Annotated in this window: 20 protein-coding genes and 1 other annotated feature; of the genes, 14 read left to right on the top strand and 6 right to left on the bottom strand. The window is 37.6% G+C overall.

Annotated elements, in window-relative coordinates:
• Positions 1 to 3 precede the first annotated feature (3 nt).
• On the bottom strand, positions 4 to 1,038 hold the full coding sequence (ltaE, locus tag QDN89_RS10035; RefSeq protein ID WP_280769995.1) for a low-specificity L-threonine aldolase: 1,035 nt from the start codon (positions 1,036 to 1,038) through the stop codon (positions 4 to 6).
• Between the two features lie 224 nt (positions 1,039 to 1,262).
• Here ltaE and QDN89_RS10030 point away from each other — a divergent pair, with 224 nt between their 5' ends.
• Both QDN89_RS10030 and leuS read left to right on the top strand, forming a co-directional pair.
• Positions 1,263 to 2,471 (top strand): MDR family MFS transporter, encoded by a 1,209-nt coding sequence (locus QDN89_RS10030; RefSeq protein WP_280769994.1) that lies wholly within the window; start codon positions 1,263 to 1,265, stop codon positions 2,469 to 2,471.
• A gap of 160 nt (positions 2,472 to 2,631) precedes the next feature.
• Positions 2,632 to 2,855, top strand: a binding site (T-box leader).
• 79 nt (positions 2,856 to 2,934) lie between these two features.
• Entirely contained in the window at positions 2,935 to 5,352 is a 2,418-nt protein-coding gene (gene leuS / locus QDN89_RS10025; RefSeq protein WP_280769993.1) for a leucine--tRNA ligase, read from the top strand.
• 405 nt (positions 5,353 to 5,757) lie between these two features.
• Here leuS and QDN89_RS10020 read toward each other — a convergent pair whose 3' ends face one another.
• On the bottom strand, positions 5,758 to 7,032 hold the full coding sequence (locus QDN89_RS10020) for a BaiN/RdsA family NAD(P)/FAD-dependent oxidoreductase (protein ID WP_280769992.1): 1,275 nt from the start codon (positions 7,030 to 7,032) through the stop codon (positions 5,758 to 5,760).
• Positions 7,033 to 7,340: 308 nt separating this feature from the next.
• Here QDN89_RS10020 and QDN89_RS10015 point away from each other — a divergent pair, with 308 nt between their 5' ends.
• The 5 genes from QDN89_RS10015 (at position 7,341) to QDN89_RS09995 (ending at position 12,916) form a co-directional block, all read left to right on the top strand.
• Positions 7,341 to 8,033, top strand: coding sequence for a hypothetical protein (locus QDN89_RS10015; protein WP_280769991.1), 693 nt, complete (start codon positions 7,341 to 7,343; stop codon positions 8,031 to 8,033).
• 418 nt (positions 8,034 to 8,451) lie between these two features.
• On the top strand, positions 8,452 to 9,867 hold the full coding sequence (locus QDN89_RS10010) for an alanine/glycine:cation symporter family protein (RefSeq protein ID WP_425335388.1): 1,416 nt from the start codon (positions 8,452 to 8,454) through the stop codon (positions 9,865 to 9,867).
• 72 nt (positions 9,868 to 9,939) lie between these two features.
• On the top strand, positions 9,940 to 10,740 hold the full coding sequence (proC, locus tag QDN89_RS10005; RefSeq protein ID WP_280769989.1) for a pyrroline-5-carboxylate reductase: 801 nt from the start codon (positions 9,940 to 9,942) through the stop codon (positions 10,738 to 10,740).
• 28 nt (positions 10,741 to 10,768) lie between these two features.
• A complete protein-coding gene (locus tag QDN89_RS10000; RefSeq protein ID WP_280769988.1) occupies positions 10,769 to 11,170 on the top strand; it encodes a secondary thiamine-phosphate synthase enzyme YjbQ in 402 nt (133 codons plus the stop codon).
• A gap of 120 nt (positions 11,171 to 11,290) precedes the next feature.
• On the top strand, positions 11,291 to 12,916 hold the full coding sequence (locus QDN89_RS09995; RefSeq protein WP_280769987.1) for a putative polysaccharide biosynthesis protein: 1,626 nt from the start codon (positions 11,291 to 11,293) through the stop codon (positions 12,914 to 12,916).
• A gap of 41 nt (positions 12,917 to 12,957) precedes the next feature.
• Here QDN89_RS09995 and QDN89_RS09990 read toward each other — a convergent pair whose 3' ends face one another.
• Positions 12,958 to 13,269: a winged helix-turn-helix transcriptional regulator gene (locus QDN89_RS09990; protein WP_280769986.1), complete on the bottom strand. Its 312-nt coding sequence runs from the start codon at positions 13,267 to 13,269 to the stop codon at positions 12,958 to 12,960.
• A 212-nt stretch (positions 13,270 to 13,481) separates the two neighbouring features.
• Between QDN89_RS09990 and wrbA the strand changes: the two genes are divergently transcribed.
• From wrbA to QDN89_RS09970, 4 genes are all read left to right on the top strand, one after another.
• On the top strand, positions 13,482 to 14,102 hold the full coding sequence (gene wrbA / locus QDN89_RS09985) for an NAD(P)H:quinone oxidoreductase (RefSeq protein WP_280769985.1): 621 nt from the start codon (positions 13,482 to 13,484) through the stop codon (positions 14,100 to 14,102).
• Between the two features lie 355 nt (positions 14,103 to 14,457).
• Complete coding sequence (ftsW, locus tag QDN89_RS09980; RefSeq protein ID WP_425335394.1) at positions 14,458 to 15,660, top strand: putative lipid II flippase FtsW; 1,203 nt, start codon at positions 14,458 to 14,460, stop codon at positions 15,658 to 15,660.
• A 27-nt stretch (positions 15,661 to 15,687) separates the two neighbouring features.
• On the top strand, positions 15,688 to 16,863 hold the full coding sequence (rodA, locus tag QDN89_RS09975) for a rod shape-determining protein RodA (protein WP_280769983.1): 1,176 nt from the start codon (positions 15,688 to 15,690) through the stop codon (positions 16,861 to 16,863).
• A gap of 5 nt (positions 16,864 to 16,868) precedes the next feature.
• Positions 16,869 to 17,603 (top strand): pseudouridine synthase, encoded by a 735-nt coding sequence (locus tag QDN89_RS09970; protein WP_280769982.1) that lies wholly within the window; start codon positions 16,869 to 16,871, stop codon positions 17,601 to 17,603.
• A 205-nt stretch (positions 17,604 to 17,808) separates the two neighbouring features.
• On the opposite strand, the gene QDN89_RS09965 is transcribed toward QDN89_RS09970, so the two are convergent.
• Complete coding sequence (locus QDN89_RS09965; RefSeq protein ID WP_280769981.1) at positions 17,809 to 18,027, bottom strand: DeoR family transcriptional regulator; 219 nt, start codon at positions 18,025 to 18,027, stop codon at positions 17,809 to 17,811.
• 82 nt (positions 18,028 to 18,109) lie between these two features.
• A complete protein-coding gene (locus QDN89_RS09960) occupies positions 18,110 to 18,313 on the bottom strand; it encodes a putative motility protein (protein WP_280769980.1) in 204 nt (67 codons plus the stop codon).
• Positions 18,314 to 18,548: 235 nt separating this feature from the next.
• On the opposite strand from QDN89_RS09960, the gene pepV reads away from it, so the two are divergent.
• Together pepV and QDN89_RS09950 are read left to right on the top strand one after the other, a co-directional pair.
• Positions 18,549 to 19,952, top strand: a complete 1,404-nt coding sequence (pepV, locus tag QDN89_RS09955; protein WP_425335393.1) for a dipeptidase PepV — start codon at positions 18,549 to 18,551, stop codon at positions 19,950 to 19,952.
• A gap of 41 nt (positions 19,953 to 19,993) precedes the next feature.
• Complete coding sequence (locus QDN89_RS09950; RefSeq protein ID WP_280769978.1) at positions 19,994 to 21,163, top strand: MFS transporter; 1,170 nt, start codon at positions 19,994 to 19,996, stop codon at positions 21,161 to 21,163.
• Positions 21,164 to 21,181: 18 nt separating this feature from the next.
• On the opposite strand, the gene cysK is transcribed toward QDN89_RS09950, so the two are convergent.
• Positions 21,182 to 22,111: a cysteine synthase A gene (gene cysK, locus QDN89_RS09945; protein ID WP_280769977.1), complete on the bottom strand. Its 930-nt coding sequence runs from the start codon at positions 22,109 to 22,111 to the stop codon at positions 21,182 to 21,184.
• A gap of 165 nt (positions 22,112 to 22,276) precedes the next feature.
• Here cysK and thpR point away from each other — a divergent pair, with 165 nt between their 5' ends.
• Positions 22,277 to 22,834 carry an RNA 2',3'-cyclic phosphodiesterase gene (gene thpR, locus QDN89_RS09940; RefSeq protein ID WP_280769976.1) on the top strand — a complete coding sequence of 186 codons (558 nt, stop codon included), beginning with the start codon at positions 22,277 to 22,279 and terminating at the stop codon, positions 22,832 to 22,834.
• Positions 22,835 to 22,907: the final 73 nt, after the last annotated feature.

The following is a 22,907-nucleotide window of genomic DNA, read 5'->3' as shown; positions in this document are numbered from 1 at the left end:
CGTTTATTCAGCAACCTTTCTTGAACATTCTTTAAGCTTTTCAATCACCATTTCGATATCATCGCTTGATACGTCTAAATGAGTCGTGAATCGAAGAGCTTTCGGTTTATATTGAATGATTGCTACACCACGATCTGCCATTTCTTTCACCCATTGAGGAGCGGACCATTTAGAATGATTCGTATCAGCAACGATAATGTTCGTTTCTACAGTATGATTGACTGACAAATCAGTATACGTATTGATCGCTTCTGCTAATCGTTTTGCATGGTGATGGTCATCAGCAAGTCTTTGAATATTTGATTTCAAAGCTAGTAAACCAGGAGCGGCTAACACACCAGCTTGACGTAAGCCACCACCTAGCATTTTGCGCTTTTTTCTTGCTTTATCGATGAAGTTTTGGTCACCAGCTAAAATAGAGCCGACAGGTGCACCAAGTCCTTTTGATAAGCAAAACTGAACAGAATCGGTATACTGAGTTATCTCGTGCAATGAAGTATTACTGGCAATCGAAGCGTTAAATAATCGAGCTCCATCCATATGTACAGGAATATGATGCTTTTGAGCTAACTGGTGAACTTCTCGCAAGTGATCGATTGGTAAAACAGAACCGCCACTTCGATTATGTGTATTTTCAAGCCAAATCAAACCTGTTTCAGGGTAATGAACGTCGTCTGCTCGTATGGCTTCTTCTATCTCATCTAGTGACATTTGTCCTCGATGATGATGTAATGTTTTTGATTGTACGCCTGCAAAAGCTGATATAGCTGCACCTTCGTATACAAATACGTGTGCGTCTTCGTCCATAATCGCTTCTTGACCTGAACGGCAGTGAGTCAGAATCGCTGCTTGATTTCCTTGCGTTCCACTCGTTACAAAGAGTGCCGCTTCCTTTCCAACCATTTGCGCGGCGTATTGTTCAAGTTCATTTATCGTAGGGTCCTCACGGTAGACATCATCACCGACAACAGCTTGTGCCATCATGTCTCGCATGAGCTGACTAGGTTTTGTGATCGTATCACTTCTTAAATCAATCATTGTTTTTTCCACCTTTATCGTTGTTTTCTTTATCCTATCATAATCGAACGTTCGGAAAAATGAGTTTTTGTAAGAGAAGAGGACAAGGTTGTGAAGATTTTGTTAGTTTAAAATGAACCATTACATGGCTAACTATTTTTAAAAAATAGGCTATGAATCATTGCTTATTTCGTAATGATCCACTACTATTTATTTAGGAAGACGAAATATCGAGGGGGATACATATGCCCAAAGCTATTTGGATACTGGTCATTGGGATGGCTATTAATGTTACTGGGGCATCTTTTTTATGGCCGTTAAATACGATCTATATGAGTCAGGAGCTTGGCCAATCTCTCACTGTTGCTGGAAGTGTTCTGATGGTTAACGCATCGGCAGGTGTCATTGGCAATCTAATTGGTGGAAAATTATTTGATCGCATCGGTGGTTATCGAACGATTATGATTGGTGTTAGTATAACGATGACTAGTGCGTTTTCGTTAGCCGCTCTTCATCAATCTTTCACTGCATATGTTTTGTTACTTATAGGACTAGGATTTGGAGCAGGCATGATGATTCCATGCATGTATGCCCTAGCAGGAGCTGTTTGGCCAGAAGGAGGGAGAAGACCATTTAATGCGATTTATGTGGCGCAAAATGTTGGAGTAGCGACAGGAGCAGCTATTGGTGGTTTTTTGGCCAGTTTTCGATTTGATTTTGTTTTTATCGGTAACGGATTAATGTATGTCGGGTTCTTTCTATTGGCTTTTTTCTCTTTTCGACATTTGCAAGTGGAAGGAGCGCAAACAACGACAACAAATGTATTTGAACAGAGTGAACAAATAGAAAATAAGAAGAGGTATCATGCGTTATTATTATTGTGCGCAGGATTTTTAGTTTGTTGGATTGCTTATGCTCAGTGGCCTTCAACTATATCTGCTCATACGCAAGATCTTGGTATTCCGTTAAGTTACTATAGTCTGTTATGGACGATTAATGGAGGAATGATTATTTTTTGTCAGCCAATCATTAAATTTTTTATAACCAGATGGGTCCATTCTTTGAAAGCTCAGATATATGTTGGCGTTAGTATATTTATGGTTGCATTTTTCGTCCTTGCGCAAGCAGAGGTGTTTACCGCTTTTGTGGTGGCGATGGTTATTCTCACGATAGGAGAAATGTTTGTTTGGCCTGCAGTGCCAACGATCGCATTTAAATTAGCTCCGAAAGGAAAAGCGGGATTCTACCAAGGAATTGTTAATAGTGTGGCGACAGGAGGAAGATTGATCGGTCCTTTATTTGGAGGGATCATGGCAGATACATTCGGAATGTCGGCATTATTCTACACGCTTGTTGTATTGTTTCTTATTCCGTTTGTTATGACAAAAATATTTGACCGAAGCATTCCACATCTTTCATTTACGAGAGATGAAGGGAAGAAATCCGTTTCATAAACTTATGTTTCATTGTTTGCTATTCCGGAAGTAATAGGATTCATTGAAAAGTCGAAGAAAGTATAAATCTATAGAAGAAAGGATATTCTAATAGGAAGCAATCTTGACAGTTTCACGTTCCGTGCATACAATAGGCACTAATGATATATTTAAGCTACGTGTAAAAATGAGGAGAAGGATTAGTAATAATTTGTCTATGCTCAGAGAGTTAACAGATGGTGGAAGTTAACGATAGATAATTATGAACTCACCTTGGAGTTGCAAAAGGGAAACGAATGGGATACCTTTTGTCGTCATGCCAGCGTTAATGGCTTTTGAGTGAGTGCGATTGTGCACTAACGTGGGTGGTACCGCGGGAAGTTATTTTTAACTCTCGTCCCTAGTGACAGCTAGTGACGGGATTTTTTTGCTTTCTGACGTTAGTGTGCTAAATTAAAAGAGAATACATAAGGAGGTTGTTGCATTGTCTTTCAATCATCAACAAATTGAGAAAAAATGGCAGCATTATTGGGAAGAAAATAAAACATTTAAAACAACAGAGGATCCATCGAAAAAGAAGTTTTATGCGTTAGATATGTTTCCTTATCCATCAGGAGCGGGTCTTCACGTTGGTCACCCAGAAGGGTATACAGCAACAGATATCGTTTCTCGAATGAAAAGAATGCAAGGGTATAATGTTCTTCACCCAATGGGATGGGATGCATTTGGTCTTCCTGCAGAACAATATGCGTTAGATACAGGAAAACACCCTCGAGAGTTTACGGAACTGAATATTAATAACTTCCGTCGTCAAATCAAAGCATTAGGCTTTTCTTATGACTGGGATCGAGAAATTAACACAACAGATAAATCCTATTATAAGTGGACACAGTGGATCTTTTTGCAATTGTATAAAAAAGGATTGGCTTATGTAGATGAAGTGGCCGTCAACTGGTGTCCAGCCCTTGGAACCGTCTTGGCTAATGAAGAAGTCATTGACGGCAAAAGTGAGCGTGGTGATCACCCTGTAGAACGACGTCCGATGAAACAGTGGATGTTGAAAATTACAGCTTATGCAGATCGTCTTCTAGATGACCTTGAAGAACTTGACTGGCCTGAAAGCATTAAAGATATGCAGCGAAATTGGATTGGTCGATCTGAAGGGGCGGACGTGCATTTTAAGCTTGAAAAATCGGGTGAGCAAGTAACCGTATTTACGACGCGACCAGATACATTATATGGTGCTACGTATCTTGTTTTTGCACCTGAACATTCGCTAGTTGATGAAGTGACAACAGATGAGCAAAAAGAAGCTGTGAAAGCATATCAGAAGAAAGTCGCAACAAAAAGTGACTTAGAGCGAACGGAATTAGCGAAAGAAAAAACTGGTGTGTTTACAGGTGGCTATGCCATTCATCCTGTTTCAGGTGAAAAAGTTCCTGTATGGATTGCAGATTACGTACTCGTTAACTATGGTACTGGTGCCATCATGGCTGTTCCAGGTCACGATGAGCGTGACTATGAATTTGCAAAGACATTTGATTTACCAATTGTTGAAGTTGTTTCTGGTGGAGATTTATCGAAAGAAGCTTACGCTGGAGATGGCGCTCATGTCAATTCTGATTTTATTAATGGATTGGAAAATGAAGAAGCAATTGCTAAAATGTGCGATTGGCTAGTAGAAAATAACAAAGGTGAAAGACAAATTACGTATCGCTTACGTGATTGGTTATTTAGCCGTCAACGATATTGGGGAGAACCAATTCCTATGATCCATTGGGAAGATGGCACGATGGAACCAGTCCCAGAAGAGGAATTACCATTGACGTTACCTGAAATGGATGAATTTAAACCGTCAGGAACTGGGGAGTCACCGTTAGCCAACAATGAAGAATGGTTATTTATAACAGATCCTAAAACAGGTAAAAAAGGACGTAGAGAAACAAACACGATGCCACAATGGGCTGGTAGCTGCTGGTATTACTTGCGCTATATTGACCCTGATAATGATGAGCAGCTGGCTGATCCTAAAAAAATTGAGCAATGGTTACCAGTAGATATTTATATCGGTGGTGCTGAACATGCTGTGTTGCATTTACTTTACGCTCGGTTTTGGCATAAGGTGCTATACGATATCGGTGTTGTCAATACAAAGGAACCTTTTCAGAAGCTCTATAACCAGGGAATGATCTTGGGTGAGAACAATGAAAAAATGAGCAAATCAAAAGGGAATGTTGTTAATCCGGATGATATAGTGGAATCTCACGGAGCAGATACATTGAGATTATATGAAATGTTTATGGGACCATTAGACGCATCCATCGCATGGAGTGAAAACGGATTGGATGGAGCTCGTCGTTTTCTAGACCGGGTTTGGAGATTGATGATTAATGATCAAGATCAATTAAACTCAAAGATTGTTGATGCACAAGGATCAGACGAGATGACTCGTGTTTATCATCAAACGGTGAAGAAAGTAACCGAAGACTTTGACTCTCTTCGCTTCAACACGGGAATTTCGCAAATGATGGTATTTATTAACGAAGCATATAAACAAGAAAAGTTATCGACTAGCCATCTGGAAGGGTTTGTAAAACTACTTGCCCCTGTAGCTCCTCATTTAAGCGAAGAGTTGTGGAGTCGACTTGGCCATGAAAGTTCGCTATCTTATAGCACTTGGCCTGTATTTAACGAATCTTGGTTAGAAACAAATGATGTGGAAGTTGTTGTGCAAGTAAATGGGAAACTACGTTTCAAACTTGTTGTTGATAAGAATGCTAGTAAAGATGAATTAGAGCAAGAAGCATTAAATATTCCAAAAATAAAAGAAGAGATTGATGGGAAAAACATCCGGAAGGTAATTGTGATTCCTGGAAAGTTAGTGAATATCGTTGCTAATTAAATAAATTTCGACGTCTTGAATTAGAATTAAAACTATATGGAATTTAGTATTGTTTTTTATGTGAAAGTCGGTTGGTGAGAAAAGGTTTTTCTCACTTAACCGGCTTTTTTTCGTATTAAATATGCTGATAAGTGCAGGAATGTTGTTTATTTTATGAAGGAAATGGGATTGAAGTGAAGTCAGGGGAAGTAAAAAAGTTAGATATTTCCTTTCGGTTGCTGTCATCCGAGCGAAGGGAAGTAAAGGATGAGGATAGTATCCGAAGAGCGAGAGGGGCACCGGTGAAAGGCACTAAGAGAGTTGGATAGTTCCTTTCAGAAGCAACCCATCCGCACGAATGGAAGTAAAGCAGCTGTTTATTACCTTACAACGTTTCTAAAGGACCTCATCTAATATTTCCTTCACTTAATTTGCATCTTCCCCTAAAGCGGCTGCTCTGCCTGCTGTATAACCGGTTGAAAAAGCTACGGTAATATTATATCCGCCTGTATAACCGTGAAGATCTAAAACTTCTCCACAAAAGAATAGCCCTTTCACAAGCTTGGATTCCATACGTTTTGGAATGATTTCTTTAACGCTCACGCCACCGCCTGTGACAAAGGCTTTTTCAATTGATAATGTTCCGGTAGCATTTATGGAGAAAGATTTCATGACACTTGTTAACGTTCGTATTTTCTCTTGCGTAATATCATGGTAAATTTGTAAAGGATCAATCTCAGCTTTTTTTAGAAGTGTAGCAATCATACGCTCTGGCACAAATCCTGATAAAGCATTTTTTAGTGCTTTTTTTGGTTGATCTTTCAGAACGGTCATTAACCTTTGCTGGAGCTCTCCTTCGTTTTCAGATGGGAATAAGTCAATGGTCATTGGGATTACTTTCACCCCATGTTTTTTCTTAGCTTTTACGACGTATTGACTGCAGCGAAGGCCAATTGGACCAGAAATGCCAAAGTGTGTGAAAATCATATCTCCTTCGTGTGCCTTAATTACTTTTCCTTTTTTAGGATCGATAACAGAAAGACGAACTTCTCGTAATGAAACACCTTGAAGTTCTTTCTTGTGAATAAATGAATCATTGCAAGTGATCGGTACTTCTGTTGGGTATAGTTCTGTTACCGTGTGACCCGCTTTTTTCGCCCATGGATAGCCATCACCTGTTGAACCAGTGTGTGGAACTGACATCCCACCTACTGCGATGATAACATTATCCGCATAAAGTACTTCTCCACTTGCTAATTTAACTCCCGTAACTGTTTGATTAGAATGATCAAAAACAACCTCTTTAACTTCTGTTTTTGTGCGAATTTCAACATTTAATGCACGAATTCGATTCAGTAACACCCTAACAACTTCAATCGCTTTATCATTAACTGGAAACATTCTGCCTCGGTCTTCTTCTTTAAGTTTGATACCTAACCCCTCAAAAAAGGCAATAATATTCTCGTTATTAAAAATAGCAAATGGACTGTACATGAAACGTCCATTTCCTGGAATATGTTTGATTAATTCGTCAGCTTCTGCTCTGTTTGTCACGTTACAACGTCCGCCACCTGATATAGCAAGTTTTCTTCCTAGTTTGTTGCCTTTATCTACAAGTAAAACATTTGCTCCATGTTCAGCGGCAGATGCTGCTGCCATCAGTCCAGAAGGACCGCCGCCGATAATAATTACATCACTCATGAAATAACCTCTTTCTTCTATAAGCTTACATATCGTTTCTTTTTTGATTTTACTTTTTCCATGGCGTTTGTTCAAGTCGCTTTTCCTTTAAGGGGTGTAATATGAATGTAAATTATCTGAAAATACCCGATATATTGTGATTTTCAGCTATTTAGCCTATTCAGAATAGCTGAGAGTTAATAAGGTAACAAATCGTTCATATTTTTTATTAAAACTCTATTTTATTTCTGTTTTGAATATGATACACTGCATATGGATAAGAAATGAGTAATGATAAAATTATCAAATCGTGAAAGGAGGAGATGCAGATGTTTCAAAATTTAAAAAATAAATTTGAGGCAAAGCGTGCTGTTTGGACACAAGAAACACAACAGCGAATAGCAGAATATGCTGATTTCGAAAGAAGAACAGCATTATTAGAAATGGAAAAGAACGAAAAGATGCAATCTTTATTAAATACGGAGGTAGAGAAGTACCTGAGAACGGTTCATCCGACTTTTCTTTTAAAACCTGAAGTGTCACGTGCACTGCTGAACATGCTGTACTCTCGCTCTGAAGGTACGGTTAGTATAAATATGAGTATGACAAAGGAAATGAGAAAAGCATATTCCTTTTACCATAATGAGTTGAAAATTTTCTTGAACTTACTTGAACGACGAGGGTTTCAACTTGAAGGAAATGAAGATAAATTTTTAATGTTATTCATAACAAAACTACGTGAGAATAATTATCGTAAATGTATGAATCTTTATGGTGACTTTGTTCCTGATGGATCGTCATTATTTCAAGCGTTCGATCTTTATTTTGAAGTAGTAGAAGACGAGTATAAGTATACTTCCGGAAATGTAGACTTTTTTGCTTCGTATCTGAATCAAAAAGAGATTGTTGATTATTCTTGGACTAAAAGTCGGTTAAAAAGAAAACTTAAACAATATGAAAATGCAAATAAACATGAATTTAAATTAAAGCAGCTAGAAAAACGATTAAAAAATATATCTTAATTAAAAATAGAAAAGTTACTGTTCAGGCTGTTGAGAAATTCTCAATAGCCTTTTCTCTTCGTCAAACTAGAGAAATGTTCGAACTACATTTGGGCGCTTTCACCACAGCAAGATTGCAACATCAGCTTCGATGAAGCATCTCACCTTATCAAACAATGGAATTTCATAACAATCTTAAAAGGCACTGCAGAAGTGTCTTTTTTATTGTCTATTTAAATTAAAAATTTATAAAAATGTGAATAGTAAAACAATAGCTATTTCTATATATTTTTATCTTTTTAAAAAGAAATAGTGGTAAAATAACGAAAGTCAGGCTTGATTCTTTCAAGCAGGGTTATCTCTGCTTGCCATTAGATGAAGTAGTCTCACTTTATCTCATGGGAGTTATTATTCTAATAAATTATAATAAGTAGGAGGAATGTTTATGTTTGAGACAATAACGTCATGGATTGACGCAGTAGTGAATTTTGGTAATGATCTATTGTGGACTTACATATTAATTGGATTGTTGCTTGGTTTAGGTGTGTATTTTACGGTTCGTACTCGCTTTGTTCAATTCCGTTTATTTGGAGAAATGTTTCGAGTTATTTCTGAGAAAAAAGATAGTCCAGATGGCATTTCTGCTTTTCAGGCTTTTACAATTAGTACAGCTTCAAGAGTCGGTACGGGAAACTTAACAGGTGTAGCTATTGCTATATCACTGGGGGGACCGGGAGCAATTTTTTGGATGTGGATGGTTGCACTTATTGGGATGGCCACTTCTTTTATTGAAAGTACGCTTGCTCAAGTATATAAAGTGAAAGATGGAGGACAATTTAGAGGTGGTCCTGCATATTACATCGAGAAAGCATTGAAAAAGAGAGGATTAGGAATTATTTTTGCTGTTTTATTAACTCTTTGTTTTGGATTTATTTTCAACGCAGTTCAAGCGAATACGATAAGTCAATCGTTTGATGATGCGTTCAATGTCAGTCCTGTTGTTATCGGATTAGTGTTAATGTTTTTTGCTGGATTAGTTATCTTTGGTGGAGTTAAGCGAATTGCCAGAGTGACGCAAGTGATCGTTCCTTTCATGGCGGTTATCTACCTTATTGTGGCATTTTTTATTGTTTTTACTAATTTCACAGAGATACCAGCTATTTTCCAGTTGATTGTTTCAAACGCTTTTGGTTTTCAAGAAGTACTTGGTGGTGGTATTGGTGCTGCCATTATGAATGGTGTACGTCGTGGACTGTTTTCTAACGAAGCAGGTATGGGTAGTGTACCTAATGCAGCGGCTACTGCGAACGTCAGTCATCCTGCGAAACAAGGTTTCGTGCAAAGTCTTGGAGTATTTTTTGACACAATTATTATTTGTTCAGCTACTGCCTTTGTCATTTTACTTACAGATGTATATACAACAGGGTCAACAGAAGGCATCGTACTAACACAGTCTGCTTTTGCGGTTCATGTTGGAGATTGGGCTCCTTACTTCGTAGCTATTGCAATTTTGTTATTCTCTTTTAGTTCAATTATTGGTAACTACTATTATGGAGAAACAAATATTGAATTTATTAGACAAAACTCAGCATGGCTTTATGTTTATCGTTTTGGTGTTCTTGGATTTGTCATGTTCGGTGCATTGGCTGAAGTCATGTTAGTTTGGAACATGGCAGACTTATTCATGGGAATGATGGCTGTTATAAACTTGGCAGTAATCTTCTTAATTGGTAAAGTTGCTCTTAAAGTTCTCGATGATTACGAGATGCAACGTTCCGCTGGTAAAAATCCTGTGTTTTATGCTAAGAATATCCCAGGATTAACGGGAACGGAATGCTGGGAGAAAAAGGAATAATAAGAGGAGCTAATTTTGTCACTACTATTGATTCATGTTATGTTAATAACGTAATTAAAGGAGTGGATGACAATGAGTAAAACGAATATACTTTTTATTGGAGCAGGGAGAATGGCAGAGGCTATTCTCTCTGGTCTTGTTTCAAAAAAAAATGATTTCGAGAAAATCACTGTAACAAACGAGAACAACAAAGCCAAGCTAGAGCGACTAAGGTCAAGTTATCATGTGAATGTCTCAGGTAACTGGTCCATGGAATTAGATAGACATGATGTGATTGTTTTAGCAACACCTCCTGACACACACGATATGTTACTTCGGGAGCTTTCAACAAAGATAAAAAACCAATTTATTATTACGGTTGCGGCAGGGATTGACCCCTCGTATATGGAAACTCGACTTCCAAAAGGGGCTGCTGTTGCGTGGATCATGCCGAACACAGGAGCACAAGTGGGTGCATCCATGTCGACGTTTGCGTGTGGTAAATATGTGGAACAGAAACACCGAGACGTGCTTGCAAAGGTCTTATCCTCCATAGGGGAGTCTGAAGAACTTTCAGAAGAGAAAGTACATGATATGACAGCAATTACAGGAAGTGCACCTGCTTTTCTCTACTCGTTTGCTGATGCTTTAGAACAAGCAGCGATGTCATATGATATAGAACCTGAACAAGCGAGAAAACTTGTCACCTATATGCTTAAAGGTTCCGTCGCCATGTTAGAAACAGGAGCAAGTCCGAAAGAGTTAATGGAACAAGTGGCTTCACCAGGTGGTTCAACCGCAGAAGGGCTCCGTGTATTAGAAGAAGCAGACCTTTTGGCTATCATGAAAAACGCTGTTAAAGCAACAAATGATCATGCTCGAAGTAATAACTGAGAATGTTATGATTCAAGGAGGAGAAAAGATGATAAAAAAACTCGCTCTTTCAACCGGATCAAGAGATGAAATGCAAGATATTTCTCAAGAAGTACAGAAAATCGTTACCGAAAGTGGCACAAAAGATGGTGTTGTGTATATTTACTGTGCTCATACAACAGCAGGAATTACAATCAATGAAAATGCAGATCCAGACGTAAAAAAAGATATGATCATGCGCTGGGATGAAATTTATCCTTGGGAGCATGAAAAGTATCGGCACTTAGAAGGAAATACAGCATCCCATTTAAAAGCTAGTACAGTCGGTGCTTCTCAAGTTGTAATTATTAGCAACGCCTCTTTAGTTTTAGGTACTTGGCAAGGGATATATTTTTGTGAATTTGATGGACCTCGCCAACGAAATGTTTTTATAAAAATAATCGAAGGCTAATAAATGGGGCGATTCAGTGGAAACTGAGTCGCTTTTTTTTCTGGATCATGTCTAACTTATCCCAAAATATGATAAAATGCTATCAGTAAAGAAAGTGAATTTAACATTAGGAGAAAAACTATGTCTGAACAGCAACTGATTCGAGGTACAATGATTCTTACCGCAAGTATTTTTATTTCAAAAATGCTTGGTCTTATTTATATATTTCCATTTACTGCTATTGTGGGGCACGATGGAATTGCATTATACAGCTATGGATATACGCCTTACACAGTGATGTTGAGTTTAGCAACGCTTGGTGTTCCATTAGCAGTATCGAAGTTTGTTTCCAAATACAATGCTCTTGGTGATTATCGAACTGGTCAACGTTTGTTAAAGTCCGGTCTCATCATTATGACAATCACAGGTATTTTTGCTTTCTTAGCTTTATTTTTCTTAGCAGAACCAATCGCTAACCAAGTGCTTGATCCAGATAGTTTGGAAGGGAATTCCATTTCTGATGCGGTTTTTACGATTCGTATGGTTAGTGTAGCACTAATCGTTGTACCAATTATGGCATTGATTCGCGGTTATTTCCAAGGTCACCAATCCATGGGACCAACAGCGATTTCACAAGTAGTAGAACAAATTATACGGATTATTTTTATTCTTACATTAACATACATCATTATTGAATTAATGGGTGGAGAATTAGGAATTGCCGTTGGTTTTGCAACGTTTGGTGCGTTTGTAGGTGCTTTAGGTGGATTAGCTGTCCTTTTGTATTATTGGAAAAAGCGGTGGATTGGGTTACAGAAACAAATCGAACAAAGTACCGTCGATCACCAAATACCGTTGCCTAAAATGTATAAAGAACTGTTTGCGTATGCGATCCCAATTTCTTTAGTAGGGCTTTCAATTCCTTTATATCAAACCGTTGATTTATTGACCTTTAACGAAGCGATGAGGAATGCAGGATTCACTCAATCCGTCTACGAGACTTATTATGCAGCCTTTACACAAACTTCTCACAAACTAATCCTTATACCAGTTGCTGTAGCAACAGCGATGTCTTTAACGATTTTGCCAACTGTTACAAGTGCTTTTATAAATAATGAAACAGATAGGCTTCAACGAACGATTACGCAGACGTATCAAATTATCTTTTTCTTAACGATTCCAGCAGCGATTGGACTAATGTTGTTAGCGGAACCGTCATATGCGGCATTGTTTGGTTTGGAGGAAGTAGCGATTGGTTCAGATATTTTAAGGTCATACGCTCCTATCGCCGTTGCCTTCTCAATCTTTGCAGTGACTTCTTCATTATTGCAAGGAATAAACAAGCAAAAATATGCGGTCATTGCTTTAATAGCCGGGTTGTTGTTTAAGACGGTATTTAACGCGATACTGATTTCATTTTTTGCAGCACAAGGAGCGGTCCTTGCTACCGGTATTGGTTATTTAATAGCGATTAGTGTGAACATATGGGCGATTGGGAAATATGCAGAATACAATTACAGTTTTATGATCAAACGATTCCTCCTCATCAGTTTGTTTGCAGCTATCATGGGGGCTGTTGTAGCTTTTTTAAATTATGGTTTTCAACAAATGATCCCGATTAATAGTCGACTTGATGCTATTTTAATTTTAGCGGTTACTATTTTATCTGGAGCGGTCGTTTATATGAATATTAGTATTCGTTCAGGACTTGCAGGACAAATTTTAGGTCATCGATTTGACTTTTTGAAAAAAAATGAAAATAATTAGAAAAAGATGCGTAGAGGTTCAAAACCTCCGCGCATCTTTTTTTAGTTCATCCAATTTTCAGCCCAATTTTGTACTTCGTCTAAAGCAGGTTCAATAGCTTTTCCTTTCTCCGTCAATTCATATTCAATTCGAACAGGAGTTTCTGGAAAGACTGAGCGTTTGACTAATTCAGCTTGTTCTAATTCTTTTAACCGGTCCACAAGCATTTTATCACTCATACTAGGGATGTTTGCCGAAATATCCCGAAACCTTGCAGGTCCTTGTAGCAGGACTCGCAGAATTAACCCGTTCCAACGTTTCCCTAGTAATAGAAAAGCAGATTCAAATTTAGGGCACATATTTATATTTACCATTACTATCACCCCTTTGGAATCATATATCTTTTATCATTATACCACAACTTACTTGACTTTAGTAAGTAGATAAGATAGGATACTAACTAAAGGTAAGTAATGAACAAATAAATCGCTTATTTAAAAAGGTAATAGGTTTATTTTATCCTTTAAAAGGAATAATAGTTCAAGGATAACGATAAATTACAAAATTTAGAAGGAGTGTTTCGTTGATGACAAAAGTTTTGGTTCCTTATTACAGTACTTACGGACATATTTACACGATGGCGAAAGCAGTCGCAGAAGGCGCCGCTGAAGTAGAAGGTGCAGAAGTGAAAATGGTTCGAGTGGAAGAGTTTGATGTCGTAAAACAAGCGATGTCAGGTCAAGATGCATATGTACAAGCTCAAAAAGCGCAAGAAGAAGTACCTGTTGCCACGCATGATGACTTGAAATGGGCAGATGGCGTAGTATGGGGAATTCCAACACGATTTGGTTCTATGCCAGCACAAATGAAACAATATCTTGATTCAGCAGGGGCTTTGTGGATGAATGGAGAATTGGAAGGAAAAGCAACTGGTATTTTTACTAGTACAGGATCCATTCACGGTGGTCAAGAAACAACGGCAATTACTTCTATGATTAATCTACTTCATTTTGGATTCATTTACGTAGGACTTCCATATGGAGAAAATCCTGAGCAAATGACAACGGATGGAATTGGTGGCTCTCCATATGCCGCATCTACTGTTGCAGGACCGGATGGAAGTAACCAACATGATGAAAGAGAACTTGTTATGGCGAGAAGACTCGGTAAAAGAGTTGCAACTGTAGCAAAAGCGCTACGAGGATAATCTATTAAGAAAATAACTATATTAAAAACGTTCAGCCAATTTTGGTTTGGGCGTTTTTTTATTATTTTACGCTGAAAAATAAAAAGTTACGGGAGATCCCCACTTTCTTTCGTGCGAAATCCATGGACTTCCCTGGGCTCATGTCCTGAGGTATCCCTCTTGGATCGTTACTCCGCCGGAAGAGAGTAGTTGCAGTCCAACAATTCACGAAAACGTGAATAAGATGAATATATGTGTTAAATAAAAAAATAGAATCGTGTAAAATATTATGTCAGTTCCCAAGTCTCTTTTAGACCATGTCAGCATCTGCTATAATGTAAGAATTAGTATGGGCGCAGCTCATCGTATTGTGGAGGTGAACGCCTTGGAGCAAATAAAACCAAAAAAACTATATATAGATTGGTATTTGATTGGTAGCATTACCTTTTTAGCGTTGTTTGGTCTTGTCATGATTTATAGTGCAAGTTTTGTGCAAGGGTATGAACATTATAATAACATTACACATTTCTTTGATCGACAGCTTCAATGGTTGATCATTTCTAGCTTTTTATTTATATTTTTTATGTTTTTTCCTTATCGTCATTATCGTAAATTATCACCGTTTATTGTCGGAGGGTCTTTTTTACTCCTTTTATTAATATTAATTCCAGGTGTAGGATATGAAGTTAACGGAGCAACAAGGTGGATAAATATTGCGGGATTTACGCTTCAGCCATCAGAGTTTGTTAAAATAGGATCGATTATTTATTTAGCTTATGTTTATTCTCGCAAACAGGCTTACATAAATAAATTTTTTACAGGTGTTATGCCACCACTCATTGTGGTTATCGTATTTTTCTTTTTAATCATGATGCAACCAGATTTAGGAACAGCAACGTCTATTGTTCTTGTAGCAGGATTGATTGCTTTTTGTTCAGGGGCAAGAATGATTCACCTTATATCTTTAGGTTCATTGGCAACGTGGGCTCTCTATCATTATGCGAACTCGGCTCCTTACCGATTGAACCGGTTGTTAGGGCACAGGAATCCATTTGAGCTCGAACAAACGGATGGTTTTCAGCTAGTTCAATCATATATTGCAATTGCTCACGGTGGCGTTTCAGGAGCAGGGTTAGGTCAGAGCGTTCAGAAGTTGTTTTATCTTCCTGAAGCTCATACAGACTTTATTTTAGCAATTATTAGTGAGGAGTTAGGGTTGCTAGGGATTGCCGCTGTGTTTTTTGTAATGTTCTTTATAATTGGAAGAGGGGTATTGATTGGTGCAAGATGTCGTGATACATTTGGTAGTCTCCTTGCATTTGGACTTGTTTTCCAATTAGCGATACAAATGATTTTCAATGCTGGTGCAGTGAATGGTATCCTTCCTATTACAGGAATTCCTTTTCCATTCCTGAGCTATGGAGGATCGTCATTGATGATAACGTTTATTTCTATGGGGATATTAGCCAATATTTCCCGTAAAACCGAACGAGAACGGCAAGAATCATCGTATGATGATGAGATAAAAGAAGAATATAATGAAATTATTGGAAGTGCTTCAGCTTCGTATAGCAAATAAAAATGGAAAGTTTTGGTGGGTGGCGACATGCAAGAACGTAAAAGTGCGTTTCAACAACTTGATTATACATTATTATTTTTCTTATTCGTTCTAATGTGTATTAGTTTATTAGCGATATACAGTGCGGCAACGGCGGATCAGTATGCAGTAGGGCCAGGATATTTTATTCAACGACAGATTATTTGGTTTGCTATTGGAACGATTTTAATGTTGGGGGCCATGCTTGTAGACTATGAAATGTTTAAGAATTTTTCCATTCCTTTCTATATTCTAGGCATGGTTCTATTATTAGCCGTTCACTTTGTGGGAATTGAAATTAACGGTGCTCAAAGATGGATTGGAATAGATGGTCTCTTCCGTTTTCAACCTTCAGAATTCGTGAAAATATTTTTAATCATAGCATTGGCTCATTTACTATATACCATAACGAAAATCCCTCGTGATAAGACGTTTACATCAGATTGTATCGTCGTGGGAAAAATTCTTGCTGTCGGACTTCCGCCATTCGCATTAATCTTAATTCAACCGGATTTAGGAACGGCATTAGTTGTTGGAGCAATTATTTTTATCATGATATTGATGGCAGGGGTTACCTTTCGAATGATTGGACTTCTTTCTACGTTAGTAGTGATGGGGATAGGTTTACTAGTATGGCTTCATAACAATTTCTTTGAACTTTTTTCGACTGTTATTAAACCGCACCAGTTAAGCCGTATTTATGCTTGGTTGGATCCTAGTGCCAACATTGGGGCAGAAGGATATCAGTTATACCATGCGCTACAAGGAATTGGTGCAGGACAGCTATACGGAAGTGGATTAACAGCAGGGATGAAGTCACAAAGTGGGGCAATTCCAGAGCTTCATACCGATTTTATTTTCACTGTCATTGGTGAGGAATTTGGTTTTGTAGGTGCAACAGTGCTAATTGTTGTCTACTTTTTACTACTTTATCGAATGGTCATCATTGCCTTTACGTGTAACAACACATTTGGTACCTATTTAGTTTCAGGTGTGATTGGTTTACTCGTATTTCAAATTTTCCAGAACATCGGTATGACAATTGGTTTAGTTCCGATTACTGGTTTAGCTTTACCATTTATAAGTTACGGGGGAAGTGCTCTCGTTACAAATATGCTTGCAGTTGGCATTGTTCTGAATGTAAATATTAGGACGAGGCATTATATGTTTGGAGAAGAAGAGTAGAAGAAATGAGGGAAGTTATTTTGCGGACAGATAAGCTCTTAGCCAGTATGGGCTATGGATCCAGAAAAGAAGTGAAAAAACTTCTGAAAAAAAGTGCTTTTACTGTAAATGGTGAAACGGTAAAAGACGGAAAATTTCATGTAAATCCAGAAAATGATCTCCTCGAAATATTTGGAGAACGAGTAGATTACAAAGAATTTATATATTTGATGATGAACAAACCAGCTGGGTACGTCTCTGCAACAGAAGATAAGGTAGAGAAAACTGTAGTTGAGTTATTAGAAACGAAACATCAATTATATGAACCTTTCCCAGTTGGAAGATTAGATAAAGACACAACGGGATTATTATTGTTAACGAACGATGGAAAACTTGCTCATCAGCTGACTTCACCAAAAAAGAAAGTAGATAAAACATATTTAGTCTATCTTGATATACCAGCGTCGGAAGAAGATATTCTCGCTTTAGAACGAGGAGTTACACTTGAAGATGGATATGAGACAAAACCTGCGAAAATTCATATCATTACTGAGGGTGATCTTTCTAAATTAAACATTACAATCCAGGAAGGAAAGTATCATCAAGTGAAGCGCATGTTTCAAACACAGGGGAAAAGAGTCGTCAAATTAGAACGAAAGCGGATGGGTTCTCTGCATCTTGATCTAGAACTAGAGAAAGGACACTATCGTGAATTAACGGAAAAAGAATTAATTGATTTGCAACAGGGGTATTCGCAATGAATAGTTTTGAAAAGTAGTATAAGGAAACTTATGCTACTTTTTTATTTTGTTTAATGAATAACTAGTGGATGAGGACAAATTTTTAATTTTTGAAAAAGGTCAAAGCTATGGAATATGGGACGACGACACATATTCGATAGCTTCACTTTTCAAGAAATAAAAAACCAGGAACTAGATCCTGGTCACATAAGTATACGTCAAAGTTTTAGGAAACTTTGATTTTTTTATTGGTTGTTGTCCAGACACCTCTTTCGTGACTGACGACAAGGTTGTTATATTCAAGTACATTTAAGTCTCTTTGTACAGTTCGTTCGGTGATGCCGAATTCCTCAACTAATTCTCTAGTCGAGACGCTACCTTTTTTTCTAATGTAGAGGTAGATGGATTTAATCCTAGTCAACATCCGGTCAGTTGAAGGTTTCAAAAAACCACTCCTTATCAATTCACCCTTTGTGGTAAGTTCAAAGTTGGAAAAAACAGGGCGAAATTTTGAAATAAACAAATGACTAAAGCTTCAGATCAATGTTCTTTCCTAAAGATGGGTGTGGTGCTTGACGAGTATTAGTGAGATTTTCTTGTGCTTCATTCATTTTTTCAAGCATTTGAATACTTGTAGCAGCTTGAGTGGATAACGCGCTTTTTAATAAACTACTGTTAAGTGTTTGATGCATTTGCTGAGCTTGTGCACCCATCATGGAGCTTAAGTTCAATGCGTTTCCCTCCTTTAAATGAACGTTACCTGATTCTTTTCTTAATAACGGTTATTAGAGTAGCTGACAAGTGTTATTTACATTTTACCGTAAAAAAGGGCTTTGAGTAAAGCATTCAATTTGTAAGCTATCATTTAAGGGGATAAAGGGAGCTAGGAACCATGGTTGAAAGTTCTCTTTCCAGAGCAATAAGAAAGGCGTATACTACTATGTGGAAGTGTATATAAAGGGGTCGATTGAATTGAAAAAGTGGGATACATATGTAAAAAACGAGCAAGACGAAATAATTAAAGATACCCAACAATTTTTACAAATAGAAAGTGTGTTGGATGAAACAACGGCTAAGGGATTAGCGCCATTTGGTGATGGTATTCGAGAAGCCTATGATTGGTTATTACATAAAGCAAGAACAGACGGATTTCAAGTGAAAGAATATGATGGTTATGCTGCACACATTGAGTGGGGAAGTGGAGAAGAAGTTGTCGGTATTCTTTGTCATATTGATGTTGTTCCTGGAGGAGATGACTGGACATCACCGGCTTTTAGTGCACAGATCCGTGATGAGAAGATTTATGCTAGGGGAGCCATCGATGATAAAGGTCCTACAATGGCATGTTATTATGCTATGAAAATTCTGAAAGACAGTGGCGTTTCATTAGGAAAAAGAATCCGTTTAATTGTTGGTACGGATGAAGAAAGTCAGTGGCGATGTGTAGACCATTATTTTAAACATGAAACTATGCCTACCTTTGGTTTTGCTCCAGACGCAGATTTTCCGATTATCTATGCAGAAAAAGGGATTTGTGATTTTCATTATACTAAAAAGCTTTCAAATAAAAATGGATTTATTCAGTCTTTTCAATCGGGACAAAGATTAAATATGGTTCCAGATAGAGCTAACGCATTTCTTCATAATATAGAAGCTCATGAAGAAGAGTTGAAAAAGTCTTTTGAACAGTTCCTTTTGAAAAAGGATTGTAAAGGCAGTGCAGAAACACTAAATGGATTATTGAAATTAACTGTTCATGGAGTTTCTGCTCATGGGATGGAACCTAATGATGGGGTAAATGCGGGGCTTTTATTAGCAACATTTTTATTAGATTTATCATTAAATGAAGATGAACTTGCATTCTTTCAACCATTAGTAAACTTCTTTTTAGGCGACTCTAGAGGGGAGAAGTTAGGGTTTTCTTATTCTAATGAAGAGCTGGGGAATGTAACCGTTAATTTAGGTAAGATGAATTATGAGCTAGGATCTCATGCAACGATTGGTTTGAATGTGCGTTATCCTAAGGACGCAGCGTTTGAAGAAATAAAGGTGAACCTTGATACAGGAATGGGTCAATACGGATTTACAGGGGAAATTGGTTCTCATGGTGAGCCCCATATGGTTGATAAAAAACACCCGTTAGTTCGAACTTTATCAAACGTGTATAAAGAGAGCACAGGGGAAGAAGCAAAACTTCTGGCAATTGGTGGTGGAACATATGCAAGGTCACTTGATGCAGGAGTTGCTTTTGGTCCGTTGTTTCCAGGACAGAAAGATCTTGCTCACCAAGCAGATGAACATATAGCTATTGACCACCTTTTAATGATTACAACGATCTATACAAAAGCAATATATGAACTAGCCAAGTAATACTAATAAATGAAGAGAAAAAAGGAAGTCAGGGATAGACGATGATAAATGAACAACAACGTACATTTTTTAATATGAAAGTTTTTTATTTTCTTGCATATTTTGGATTTGGAGGTTTGTTTCCTCTATTAACGGTTTATTTACAAAATGATATACAACTATCTGGTTCGCAAATCGGGATGATTACATCGATTGGACCAATCGTGATGTTGCTAACACAACCCGTTTGGGGGATCTTAAGTGATTATACTAAAAGACCTAGAATGCTTTTAACGTTTTCTGTAATAGGAGCAGGAAGCATGGGTTTTACATATTTGTTTGCAGAAGAATACTTTGTATTGGTGAGTATTGCAGCAGGGTTAGCTGTATTCCAAAGTGCAATTATTCCGTTGTCTGATAGTATGGCGATGAATTATGTTTTTAAAAATGGCGGAGACTATGGAAATATTCGTCTTTGGGGTGCAGTAGGATTTGCATTGGCCGTTTGGTTTATGGGGATGTTATCTGATTGGATGGGACTTACTGTCATTTTTTATGCATTTGCGTTTGTCTTATTTTTAAGTGCCATTTTCTCTGCAGGAATGCCTAAGGAATCCGTAATGGAAAAAGTAGATATTAGAGGTGGTATGAAAAAATTAGTGAAAGTTCCTGGTTTTTTAGTATTTCTTCTTGTGACCTTTTTAGTCTTTGGACCAATCATGGCAAATAATTTTTATTTTGGTTTATTGATTCAATTTAGTGGCGGTTCATTGGCTGGTGTGGGATTTGCCTTCTTGTTAGCGGCAGGTAGTGAAGTCCCCTTCATGAGGTGGGCTGGAGATTGGATTAGAAAACGAGGAATCTTAGTGATTTTATTTGTCGCTGCTCTAGCATCAGGTATTCGTTGGTTATTTTACTTTACTGGACCAACGCCTGAATTTATTTACATGACAACAGTCATTCAAGGGTTCAGTATAGGTTTATTTGTTCCAGCAGCTTTGCAGTATGTTACGGAGTTAGCACCAAAAGAAGTGAAGGCAACAGCAGTAGCGATTTATTCTGCAGTCGGTAATGGACTGGGGGCTTGGTTTTTTAGTATTAGTGCGGGAGTTATTATGGAGTGGTATTCAATCTTATCTGTTTATTTGTTTTATGGTGTCCTTTCATTAGTAGGAGCGTTTCTCACACTATGGATGATTAAAAGTAAAAAAATGGCACCTACGGTAACATAGGCGCCATTATAGGTAGTATTAAACCTCAAATAAATCTGTGGAAAGATAGCGTTCACCAGTATCACAAGCGATCGCAACAACGACGTCATCAGGAGATAATCGTTTTGCTACTTCCAAGGCGGCAAAACATGCAGCACCTGAAGAAGGTCCGACTAAAATCCCTTCTTCATTCGATAAACGATGGGTGATTTCATAAGCATCGCCATCTGATATCTTGAATATTTCTTCATAAACGTCTTGATTTAAAATAGGTGGGATAAATCCTGGACTCGTTCCAACTAACTTATGTGGACCAGGTTTTCCTCCTGATAAAACAGGAGATCCTTTTGGCTCAACGACGTGAATGGTCGCATCGGGATAATGTTTTTTTAGTTCTTCACCAGTACCAGTAATCGTCCCACCTGTACCTGAAGCGGCAACAAATGCTGAAAGCTTTTTCCCTATTTGATCCATGCCATCAATGATTTCTGCTGCCGTTGTGAATCGGTGTGCGTCAGGGTTTGCTTCGTTTTCAAACTGCATTGGCATATAGCTATTAGGGATTTCTTTTACTAGTTCATGTGCTTTTTCAATGGCACCTGGCATTTTTTTATCTCCTGGTGTCAGTTCAACTTTTGCTCCATATGCCTTTAGTAAATTAATTCTTTCATTCGACATCGTGTCTGGCATAACTAGGATCGATTTGTACCCTTTTGCAGCAGCAGTCATTGCTAAACCAATGCCAGTATTTCCTGATGTCGGTTCGATAATGACTGAATCTTTATTAATTAGACCTTTCTTTTCAGCTTGATCAATCATATTGAAAGCAGCGCGATCTTTTACACTGCCACTCGGGTTCATGAATTCAAGTTTTAAATATACTTGTGCACCTTTTTTATCAGGTAATTTTTGTAGCTTCACGAGGGGAGTATCACCAATTAGTTCGGACATATTGTTAACAACTTTCATGAAATTCGTCATCCTTTCTGATGGTTGTGTAGGTTTAATCATTTTGCATTTTTGTTTATAAGACTGAGTGGCATATTGACATATTCTTATAAAGACTATTAAGTAGATCTGATTAATATATATTGTATCACAGCTTACTAGTGAGGAAAAAGAGGAGTGAATCAAGTGAATCAACCCCATACATTTATTGGTATTCCTATCTCAAATCGAGATAAAATAGAATATGAAACGATCCAGAAGGGGTTTCATTTACCCAAATATTACAAAAAAATAGTCAACAAAGAGGACTTTCATGTAACGTTATTATTTTTAGGTAGTTGGGAGCCTGAAAAAAGGGTACAGTTATGGAAAGAACTTGAATCGACTTTATCAAAGGTTCAAGCTTTTCCAATAACATTTTCACACCTGAATATTTTTGGCAATCAAAAAACTCCTAGGGTTTTTTATATCAGCATGGAAAAACAAGATAAACTTATTCAACTTCAGTCATCAATTCAAAAGGAAGCTGAACTACTTGGCTTTCCAAAAAGTCAGCGTGATTACAATCCTCACATGACATTAGCAAAAAAATGGCGCAACTTGGCTGAAAATAAACCTGAAAGCTGGATATTTCCATCTTCCATAACAAAGAGAGAGCAATTGGTTGACCGTATCTGTTTGTATCAGATCCACCCGTCCCAAGAGCCGATGTATGAAAAAATATCGACGATTCATTTACTCTAAAGGACCTGTTTAGTTTTAATATTAAACGAAAGTTTTTTTACAGAGCAATTGTAATAAGCATGATGAGAGGGTG

It is taken from the genome of Salipaludibacillus daqingensis (assembly GCF_029891575.1).
Lineage (GTDB): Bacteria > Bacillota > Bacilli > Bacillales > Salisediminibacteriaceae > Salipaludibacillus > Salipaludibacillus daqingensis.
This window is presented reverse-complemented; position numbering and strand designations above follow the sequence as displayed.

Bases quoted from the DNA above. Each gene is read 5' to 3' on its own strand.
- QDN89_RS10020 (WP_280769992.1), bottom strand. From the start codon at position 7,032: ATGAGTGATGTAATTATTATCGGCGGCGGTCCTTCTGGACTGATGGCA.
- wrbA (WP_280769985.1), top strand. From the start codon at position 13,482: ATGACAAAAGTTTTGGTTCCTTATTACAGTACTTACGGACATATTTAC.
- QDN89_RS09950 (WP_280769978.1), top strand. From the start codon at position 19,994: ATGATAAATGAACAACAACGTACATTTTTTAATATGAAAGTTTTTTAT.
- QDN89_RS10015 (WP_280769991.1), top strand. From the start codon at position 7,341: ATGTTTCAAAATTTAAAAAATAAATTTGAGGCAAAGCGTGCTGTTTGG.
- proC (WP_280769989.1), top strand. From the start codon at position 9,940: ATGAGTAAAACGAATATACTTTTTATTGGAGCAGGGAGAATGGCAGAG.
- QDN89_RS10030 (WP_280769994.1), top strand. From the start codon at position 1,263: ATGCCCAAAGCTATTTGGATACTGGTCATTGGGATGGCTATTAATGTT.
- QDN89_RS10000 (WP_280769988.1), top strand. From the start codon at position 10,769: ATGATAAAAAAACTCGCTCTTTCAACCGGATCAAGAGATGAAATGCAA.
- ltaE (WP_280769995.1), bottom strand. From the start codon at position 1,038: ATGATTGATTTAAGAAGTGATACGATCACAAAACCTAGTCAGCTCATG.
- QDN89_RS09995 (WP_280769987.1), top strand. From the start codon at position 11,291: ATGTCTGAACAGCAACTGATTCGAGGTACAATGATTCTTACCGCAAGT.
- rodA (WP_280769983.1), top strand. From the start codon at position 15,688: ATGCAAGAACGTAAAAGTGCGTTTCAACAACTTGATTATACATTATTA.
- QDN89_RS09990 (WP_280769986.1), bottom strand. From the start codon at position 13,269: ATGGTAAATATAAATATGTGCCCTAAATTTGAATCTGCTTTTCTATTA.
- cysK (WP_280769977.1), bottom strand. From the start codon at position 22,111: ATGAAAGTTGTTAACAATATGTCCGAACTAATTGGTGATACTCCCCTC.
- QDN89_RS10010 (WP_425335388.1), top strand. From the start codon at position 8,452: ATGTTTATGTTTGAGACAATAACGTCATGGATTGACGCAGTAGTGAAT.
- QDN89_RS09970 (WP_280769982.1), top strand. From the start codon at position 16,869: ATGAGGGAAGTTATTTTGCGGACAGATAAGCTCTTAGCCAGTATGGGC.